The organism is Methylobacterium sp. Leaf118, from assembly GCF_920984675.1.
Classification (GTDB): Bacteria; Pseudomonadota; Alphaproteobacteria; order Rhizobiales; family Beijerinckiaceae; genus Methylobacterium.
In genome coordinates, this window is record NZ_CAKLBV010000006.1 from 131,149 (window position 1) to 138,252 (window position 7,104).

Consider the following 7,104-nt stretch of genomic DNA (forward strand, 5'->3'; position numbering starts at 1 on the left):
AAAGAGTGCGATGTCGGATCGTGGACAAAAATAGTCTCGTCCGTAATTTTTATGAAGATGATGTGGAATGGCCAAAGCAGCGGGGCGCGCCGTCGTCCGCCTACTCAATGAGTTTGATTTCTACGCAAAATAAAGATTATTTGCGCGGCAAAGTCTTCGAATCCTTTATCGACCGCACCATCCTCGTCCATCCCGACGGCCGAATGCCTGCGGCCCCGCGTCGATGCGCCCCTCAAGGGATCTCCCCTCGACCGGCAGGCTGATTCTCCAACGTTCCGAACCGGACAGGCTGATCCCGCCAGCCGCCGTCCGCCGCATGGCCAAGGCTTGAAAGGGGGCATCGGCCTCTCCGGAATTCCATTGCGAGCACTCGACAGAAACGACTTCCCGGGCTCGACGCGGGGCCCGCCCGTTCCAGCTTTCCCGCGCGGGATAACGCCGCCGGGAGCGAGACGCTTGACCTCACAGATCGGATTTTACCTGGCGGCCACGCTGGCCGGCGTCGCCTTCGTGGTGCAGCAGGCCGCCAATACGGGCCTGCGGACCGCCCTGGGCTCGGGGCTTTGGGCGGCGCTCGCGAACTTCGTCGTCGGCATGGTCGCCCTCCTCGCGGTCCTCGCGCTCCAGCGCGAGAGCCTGCCGAGTCTGGCCGCGGCCGGCCGGGCGCCCTGGTACCTCTGGATCGGGGGCCTGCTCGGCGCGGTCTACATCGTCGGCGCGATCTTCGTCGTGCCGCGCATCGGCACCGCCACGTTCTTCGGCCTGATCCTGGTCGGGCAGATGCTGACCTCGCTCACCTTCGACCATTTCGGCCTCCTGGGCCTGCCGGTCCACGAGGCCGGCCTGCCGCGGATCGTGGGCGCGGCGCTTCTGGTCGTCGGCGCCGGCTTGATCCTGGCCTTTTAGGGGCTCGCTCGCGATCCCGGATCCCGGGCGGTCCTCTCAGCGTCGGTGGCGCATCGGCTGTTCCGGAGAGCCGGCGTCCCCCGTGGGCCGTGGCTCCGAGGGAGCGGCCCGTTACCCGCCGGTCATCGGCGGGAAGAAGGCGATCTCCTGCGCGCCCACGATCGGACTGCCGGGCTTGGCGTGCACACGATCGATGGCGGTGCGGACCACCCCTTCCGTCTCGAACGCGTAGGCATATTCCTCGCCCCGCCCCTTCAGCCAGAGGATCAGGTCGGCGACGGTCGCGACCTCGGCGGGCGGGGTCACCGTCTCCTCCGGCTTGCCGACGCGCTCGCGCACCCAGGCGAAGTAGACGAGCTTCATGTCGCGCCCCTGACCCGCGCCGGTCGTCACCGGCCGGTTCCCCCGTCGAAACGCACTCAGCGCGGATCGTCGATCGCGTGCCGGATGCCGGCTCTCATGTAGTCCCAGCCGGTATAGAGCGTCAGCGCGGCGGCGAGCCACAGCAGCACGATGCCGACGGTCATGCTGCCGGGGAGCAGCTCCTCCGCCGCGGGCCCCGCGACGAGGACGCCGAGCGCCAGGAGCTGCACGGTGGTCTTCCACTTGGCGATGCGACTCACCGGCAGGCCGACCTTCAATTCGGCGAGGTACTCGCGCAGACCCGAGACCAGCACCTCGCGGCACAGGATGACCAGGGCCGCCCAGAGCGAGGGGCCCTCGATCGTCCGGTCGGCCGCGAGCATCAGGAGGCAGGCGGCGACGAGGAGCTTGTCGGCGATGGGGTCGAGCATCCGCCCCAAAGCCGAACTCTGGGCGTAGGTGCGGGCGATGTAGCCGTCGAGGTAGTCGGTGATCGCGGCCACCACGAAGAGGCCGAAGGCGACCCAGCGGGCCGTGAACTCGTCGGGCCAGAACAGCAGGCCGACGACCACCGGGACCGCGACGAGGCGGCCGTAGGTGAGGCAGTTCGCGAGCGTCCAGGCCTGCGACCGGCGTCGGGGGAGGACGGCGTTCATCGGCGCGGACAAATCATGCGGCGTCGGCAGCGTCAACCGCGGCGAAGGCGCCGCCGGATCGCCGGTCGGTTCGGGGGCGCCCTCACGCATTGGCGCGGAAGAAGTCGTAGACCGCTCGGGCGGTCGCGGCGTTGACGCCGGGCGCCTTGGTGAGATCCTCCAGCGCCGCCCGCTGGATCGCCTTCACGGTCCCGAAATGGTGCAGAAGCGCCCGCTTGCGGGTCGGGCCGATGCCGGCGATCTCGTCCAGCGGGTTCTTCGTCATCTCGCGTTTGCGCCGGGCCCGGTGGGTGCCGATGGCGAAGCGGTGGGCCTCGTCCCGCAATCGCTGCACGAAATAGAGCACGGGGTCGCGGGGAGGCAGCTTGAAGGGCGGGCGGCCCGGCAGGAAAAAGGTTTCCCGACCCGCATCGCGGTCACGCCCCTTGGCGATGCCAACCAGGGGCAGGTCGGTCACGCCGATCTCGGCCAGCACGCCGCGCACGGCCTCGAGCTGCCCGGCGCCGCCGTCGATCAGCACGAGGTCGGGCCAGGCCGGGACGCTGTCGGCATCATCGAGCGCAGCCTCCGCCGTCGTCGCGACCGTCACCGCCTGTTCCCCCGCGGCGGTCTCCGCCAGGCCGGAGGCCGCCTCCCGCGTCCCGCGCGGCGCCTCCTTGGCGAGCCGCTTGAAGCGCCGGGTCAGCACCTCCCGCATCATCCCGAAATCGTCGCCGGGGGTCAGCTCCTCCGACTTGATGTTGAAGGTGCGGTAATGGGTCTTCATGAAGCCGGTGGGGCCGGCCACAATCATCCCGCCGACCGCGTTGGTGCCGGAGATGTGCGAGTTGTCGTAGACCTCGACCCGGCGCGGGGGCCGCTCCAGGCCGAGGGTCTGGCCGAGCGCGGCGAGCAGCTTGCCCTGGGAGGCGGTGTCGGCAAGCCGCCGCCCGAGCGCCTCCTTGGCGTTGCGCCGCGCATAGTCGACGAGATTGCGGCGCTCGCCCCGCTGCGGCAGGTGAAGCTCGACCCGGTGATCGACCCGGCTGGACAGGGCGGCGGCGACCAATTCCGCATCCTCGATCGGGTGACTGACCAGCACGATCCGGGGCGCCGGCTTGTCATCGTAGAATTGCGAGATGAACGAGGTCAGCACCTCGTCGGCGCTCATGCTGCGGTCGGCCTTGGGGAAATAGGCGCGGTTGCCCCAGTTCTGGAAGTTGCGGAAGAAGAACACCTCGATGCAGAACTGGCCGGCCTGCTCGTCGAGGGCGAAGACGTCGGCCTCTGCGACGCCTTGGGTGTTCACCCCTTGCGTCCCCTGGATCGCCGAGAGGGCGGCAATGCGGTCGCGGAAGCGGGCGGCGCGCTCGAATTCGAGGTTTTCGGAGGCGGCCTGCATCTCGTCGCGCATCCGGTCCTTCACGGCGTTGGACTTGCCGGAGAGGAAGGCGCGGGCGCTGTCGGCGAGGGCCTCATACTCCTCGGCGGGGATCTCGCCGGTGCAGGGGCCGGAGCAGCGCTTGATCTGGTAGAGCAGGCAGGGCCGGGTCCGGTTCTCGTAATAGCTGTCCGAGCAGGTGCGCAGCAGGAAGGCCCGCTGCAGCGCGTTGACCGTGCGGTTGACCGCCCAGACATTGGCGAACGGGCCGTAGTAATTGCCTTTGCGGCGACGTGCCCCCCGGTGCTTGACGACCTGCGGGGCCGGCCCGTCGCTGGTCAGCAGGATGTAGGGAAACGACTTGTCGTCCCGCATCAGCACGTTGAAGCGCGGCTTCAGCTGCTTGATGAGGTTGGCTTCCAGCAGCAGCGCTTCCGTCTCGGTCGCGGTCGTGACGAACTCCATCGCCGCGGTCTGGGCGATCATCCGGGCGATGCGGTTGGAATGCGCCTGGCCCCGCGCGTAGGAGCCGACGCGCGCCTTCAGGTTCTTGGCCTTGCCGACATAGAGGACATCGCCCTTGTGGTCGAACATCCGGTAGACGCCGGGCGAGGACGGCAGGGTCGACCAGAACCGGCGGATGATCTCGGTCCCGGCCTGGACCGCGCCGGGCTCGAAATCGAAATCGATCTCGGGGGCCTCGTCGAGAGCCGCAACCTCGGCCTCGTCCTCGTCGAAGGATTCCGGAGGGACGTCCTCGAAACTGGATCGGGTCGCTCGGCTCATGCGGCTGATGTAGGCCGGGCCGAATCCGGTGGGAAGGGTCCGCGACGGCAAGGGTCCGAGACGGCAAGGGTCCGCGACCCTAAGGGTCCGCGACGGGAAAGGTCTGCGAAGGCGCGCCGGGCGGCCACCGTCCGCCATTCACGCGTCCCCGCGCGGTTCCCGCCGCGGGGTGTCGGGAGGGGGCGCCGTCCCGGGACGGCGCGCGGACCGGTCAGTCGAACAGCGCGTCGATGTCCGACTGGTCGACATGGCCCGGATCGTCCTGGAGCTTCGGCCCGTTCAGCAGCGAGCTCTCGTCGTCCGCGCTCGTGACCGCGGCATCGACGGCGAGGAGATCGCGGAACGTTTCGAGATTGCTCCAGGCGCTGATGACACGGTCGAGATGCTCTTCGACGAATTTGAGCACCCCGACGATCTTGCTGATGCGCTGCCCGGTGAGGTCCTGGAAATTGCAGGCCTCGTAGGCGCCGATCACACTGTCGAGAATGGCGTCGACATTCTCCTGTCCGGCCTTCGGCAGGCGGACGCCCCGGAGCATGTTGGCGTTGGTCTCGATCCGCTCGATGGCGCTGAGGATGGTCGAGGTGGCCTGCTCGGTCGATTCGACCACGGCGTCGAGCTCGCCCGCGACGCGGCGCATGCCCTTGCCGTTGTGCTCCGAGCGGTGGAGGCTCGCGATCTCGGTCTTGGTGCGGGAGATCGCGTCCTTCATCACCTCGAGTTCGTGGCGCATGGCGAAGGCCTCGCCGAGCTCGCGGCGGCAGGCCTCGATGGTCTCGCCCGCGCTGGCCTGGGTGATGCGGCGCAGATCGTTGATCGCGCCGAGAATCTCGTCGAGGCGCGGACTGGGCGGGGCCTCGACCAGGGCCGCGGGCGCCACCGGGGCGGCCAAGCCGAGGCTGTCCTCGATGCGGTAGCGCTTGGTCATCATCGGTCTGGCGGGCCTTCGGGGCGCGTGGTCAATGGCGACAGCATCCCGCGCAGTGGTTGCGATTTGCTGAAGACCGCGCCGTCGGACGTCATTTACCGAGCGTTCACGACAGTCCCCGCTTTCCGGGGAAGCGCCAGGATTCACCATGTTCGTTCATCGCCCGCAGGGGGGACTCTCCGACCCTGGCCGGATCGGGGTACCGGGCGAGGAGTGGGTGATGCGGTTCGGGATGGGGGTGGCGGCCGTCTGCCTGATGGTCGCGGGATCGGCGCCGGCGCTCGCCCAGGCCCCGCCGCAGCCGGGCCAGTATGGCGGCGGCTTCATCGAATTCCTGATGACCGGCGACGCTCCGGGCCTGCCGCGCCACCCGGCGGTCGACGGCTATGGCGGCCTCCCGGCGCCGCGGGCCGCCCAAGCTCCCATGTCGGCCCCCATGTCGGCCCCCATCTCGGCCCCGACCCCTCGGGCGCGGTTCGCGGCCCTTCCGAGCCAGGCCCCTGCCGAGGAGGCCGGCATCGCGCGGGCCATGGATCCCCGCTTCTCGCGGCAGGTCGTCCCCTATGAGGGGCAGGGCCGGCCCGGGACCATCGTGATCGATACGGCCGCCAAGCACCTCTACCTGATCCAGCCCGGCGGACAGGCGATCCGCTACGGGATCGGCGTCGGCCGCCCCGGCTTCACGTGGTCGGGGGTGAAGGCGGTCTCGGCCAAGCGCGAATGGCCGGGCTGGACCCCGCCCGCGGAGATGCTCCAGCGCCGGCCCGATCTGCCGCGCCACATGGAGGGCGGACCGGGCAACCCGCTCGGCGCCCGGGCCCTCTATCTCGGCACCTCGCTCTACCGCATCCACGGCACCAACGAGCCGCACACGATCGGGCAGAACGTCTCCTCGGGCTGCATCCGCATGATGAACGAGGACGTGATCGACCTCTACGAGCGCACCCCCGTCGGGACCCGCGTCGAGGTGATCTGACTACGATCCGGACACCCCCCGAACGAAAGAAAGCCCGGCGCGGGCGACGCGCCGGGCTTTCCCGTGTCAGGGGGAGGGGGCCGGGATCAGGCCCAGTCTTCGTCCCCGCCGTCGCCGAGATCGCCACCGAAATCCCCGCCCGTATCGCCGCCGAACGAGGCGTCCTGGAACCCGGCATCGCCGCCGCCGAGGGCCGAGCCCAGATCCTGGTCCGCGCCGGCCGGGCTCGCGAGCCCCGCCGCCGAGGCGCTGCCGAGCTGCGAGTGGCCGCCCGCGAAGGCGTTGGAGAGGGCGCTGCCCAGAAGCATGCCGCCCGCCGCGCCCGCCGCCATCGGCAGGGCGCTCGCGAGGAAGCCGCCGCCGCGGGCGGGCTGCTGCTGGGCGTAGCCGGGCTGGCCACCCCAGGGGCCGCCCTGCTGCGGGCCGCCGAAGCCGGGCGGCTGGCCGCCATAGCCGGGCTGGCCGCCATAGCCGGGCTGGCCGCCGTAACCGGGCTGCTGCTGGCCCCAGGCTTGGCCCGCCGGACGCTGCGGCTCGGAACGGCCGCCGCCGCCGAAGATGCTCGACAGGAAGCCGCCGCCGCCCGAGGGCTGGGCCTGGGCCTGCTGGCGGGTTTGTTCGAGCTGCTGGTTGAGGCTCTTGATCGCCTCCTCCTGCACGTAGATCAGCTGCGCCATGGCGTAGGGCGCGTAGGGCTGGCTGCGCAGCTTGTCGGCGATGAACCGCTCGGCATCGGCATCGCGCTGCTGGCCGGATGCCTGTTCGAGCCGCTGAAAGATGCCGTTGATGATGTCGCGTTCTTCGCTGTTCATGGAGCCGTCCTCCTGGAGCGCCGGCGCAGTCGTCGACCGTGCGGTGCGGATGAGATGGGGGCCGGCCGAGCTATTGTAAGGGTTGCCCGGCGGGGACCGGAATGACGGGCCGCCCACCTTCGACAGAGGGCCTCGGGGTCCGGTCCCCCCACATGAACGAACGGAGGGCGCGTTTCAGCTCATGGAAATCGCGCCCAGAACGAAAAAAGCCCGGCGCGGGGCGCCGGGCTTCGGAGAGACGGCGGCTCCCGGAGGAGCCGCGATCCCGTTCGGTCCTAGTAGGAGCCGAACTTGTAGTTGATGCCGGCGCGGACCAC

7 protein-coding genes are annotated in these 7,104 nt (G+C 69.8%); 2 read left to right on the forward strand and 5 right to left on the reverse strand.

Annotation, left to right across the window (positions count from 1 at the left end):
- Positions 1-456: 456 nt before the first annotated feature.
- A complete protein-coding gene (locus tag LW587_RS04715) occupies positions 457-906 on the forward strand; it encodes a DMT family transporter (protein ID WP_232628434.1) in 450 nt (149 codons plus the stop codon).
- Positions 907-1,017: 111 nt separating this feature from the next.
- Here the strand turns inward: LW587_RS04715 and moaD are convergent, their stop codons facing one another.
- From moaD to LW587_RS04735, 4 genes are all read right to left on the reverse strand, one after another.
- Positions 1,018-1,269, reverse strand: coding sequence for a molybdopterin converting factor subunit 1 (moaD, locus tag LW587_RS04720; protein ID WP_232628448.1), 252 nt, complete (start codon positions 1,267-1,269; stop codon positions 1,018-1,020).
- Between the two features lie 56 nt (positions 1,270-1,325).
- On the reverse strand, positions 1,326-1,925 hold the full coding sequence (gene pgsA / locus LW587_RS04725; RefSeq protein WP_232628435.1) for a CDP-diacylglycerol--glycerol-3-phosphate 3-phosphatidyltransferase: 600 nt from the start codon (positions 1,923-1,925) through the stop codon (positions 1,326-1,328).
- Between the two features lie 82 nt (positions 1,926-2,007).
- On the reverse strand, positions 2,008-4,071 hold the full coding sequence (uvrC, locus tag LW587_RS04730; RefSeq protein WP_232628436.1) for an excinuclease ABC subunit UvrC: 2,064 nt from the start codon (positions 4,069-4,071) through the stop codon (positions 2,008-2,010).
- Between the two features lie 211 nt (positions 4,072-4,282).
- The gene (locus tag LW587_RS04735) at positions 4,283-5,002 is read right to left on the reverse strand and encodes a protein phosphatase CheZ (RefSeq protein WP_232628437.1); all 720 of its coding nucleotides are present in this window, start codon (positions 5,000-5,002) and stop codon (positions 4,283-4,285) included.
- A gap of 217 nt (positions 5,003-5,219) precedes the next feature.
- Here LW587_RS04735 and LW587_RS04740 point away from each other — a divergent pair, with 217 nt between their 5' ends.
- Complete coding sequence (locus tag LW587_RS04740) at positions 5,220-5,975, forward strand: L,D-transpeptidase (protein WP_232628449.1); 756 nt, start codon at positions 5,220-5,222, stop codon at positions 5,973-5,975.
- Between the two features lie 86 nt (positions 5,976-6,061).
- Here LW587_RS04740 and LW587_RS04745 read toward each other — a convergent pair whose 3' ends face one another.
- Positions 6,062-6,787 carry a DUF2076 domain-containing protein gene (locus LW587_RS04745; protein ID WP_232628438.1) on the reverse strand — a complete coding sequence of 242 codons (726 nt, stop codon included), beginning with the start codon at positions 6,785-6,787 and terminating at the stop codon, positions 6,062-6,064.
- Positions 6,788-7,104 lie beyond the last annotated feature (317 nt).

Excerpts from the sequence above, each read along its gene's own strand:
- moaD (WP_232628448.1), bottom strand. The coding sequence starts at position 1,269 with ATGAAGCTCGTCTACTTCGCCTGGGTGCGCGAGCGCGTCGGCAAGCCG.
- pgsA (WP_232628435.1), bottom strand. The coding sequence starts at position 1,925 with ATGAACGCCGTCCTCCCCCGACGCCGGTCGCAGGCCTGGACGCTCGCG.
- uvrC (WP_232628436.1), bottom strand. The coding sequence starts at position 4,071 with ATGAGCCGAGCGACCCGATCCAGTTTCGAGGACGTCCCTCCGGAATCC.
- LW587_RS04735 (WP_232628437.1), bottom strand. The coding sequence starts at position 5,002 with ATGATGACCAAGCGCTACCGCATCGAGGACAGCCTCGGCTTGGCCGCC.
- LW587_RS04740 (WP_232628449.1), top strand. The coding sequence starts at position 5,220 with ATGCGGTTCGGGATGGGGGTGGCGGCCGTCTGCCTGATGGTCGCGGGA.
- LW587_RS04745 (WP_232628438.1), bottom strand. The coding sequence starts at position 6,787 with ATGAACAGCGAAGAACGCGACATCATCAACGGCATCTTTCAGCGGCTC.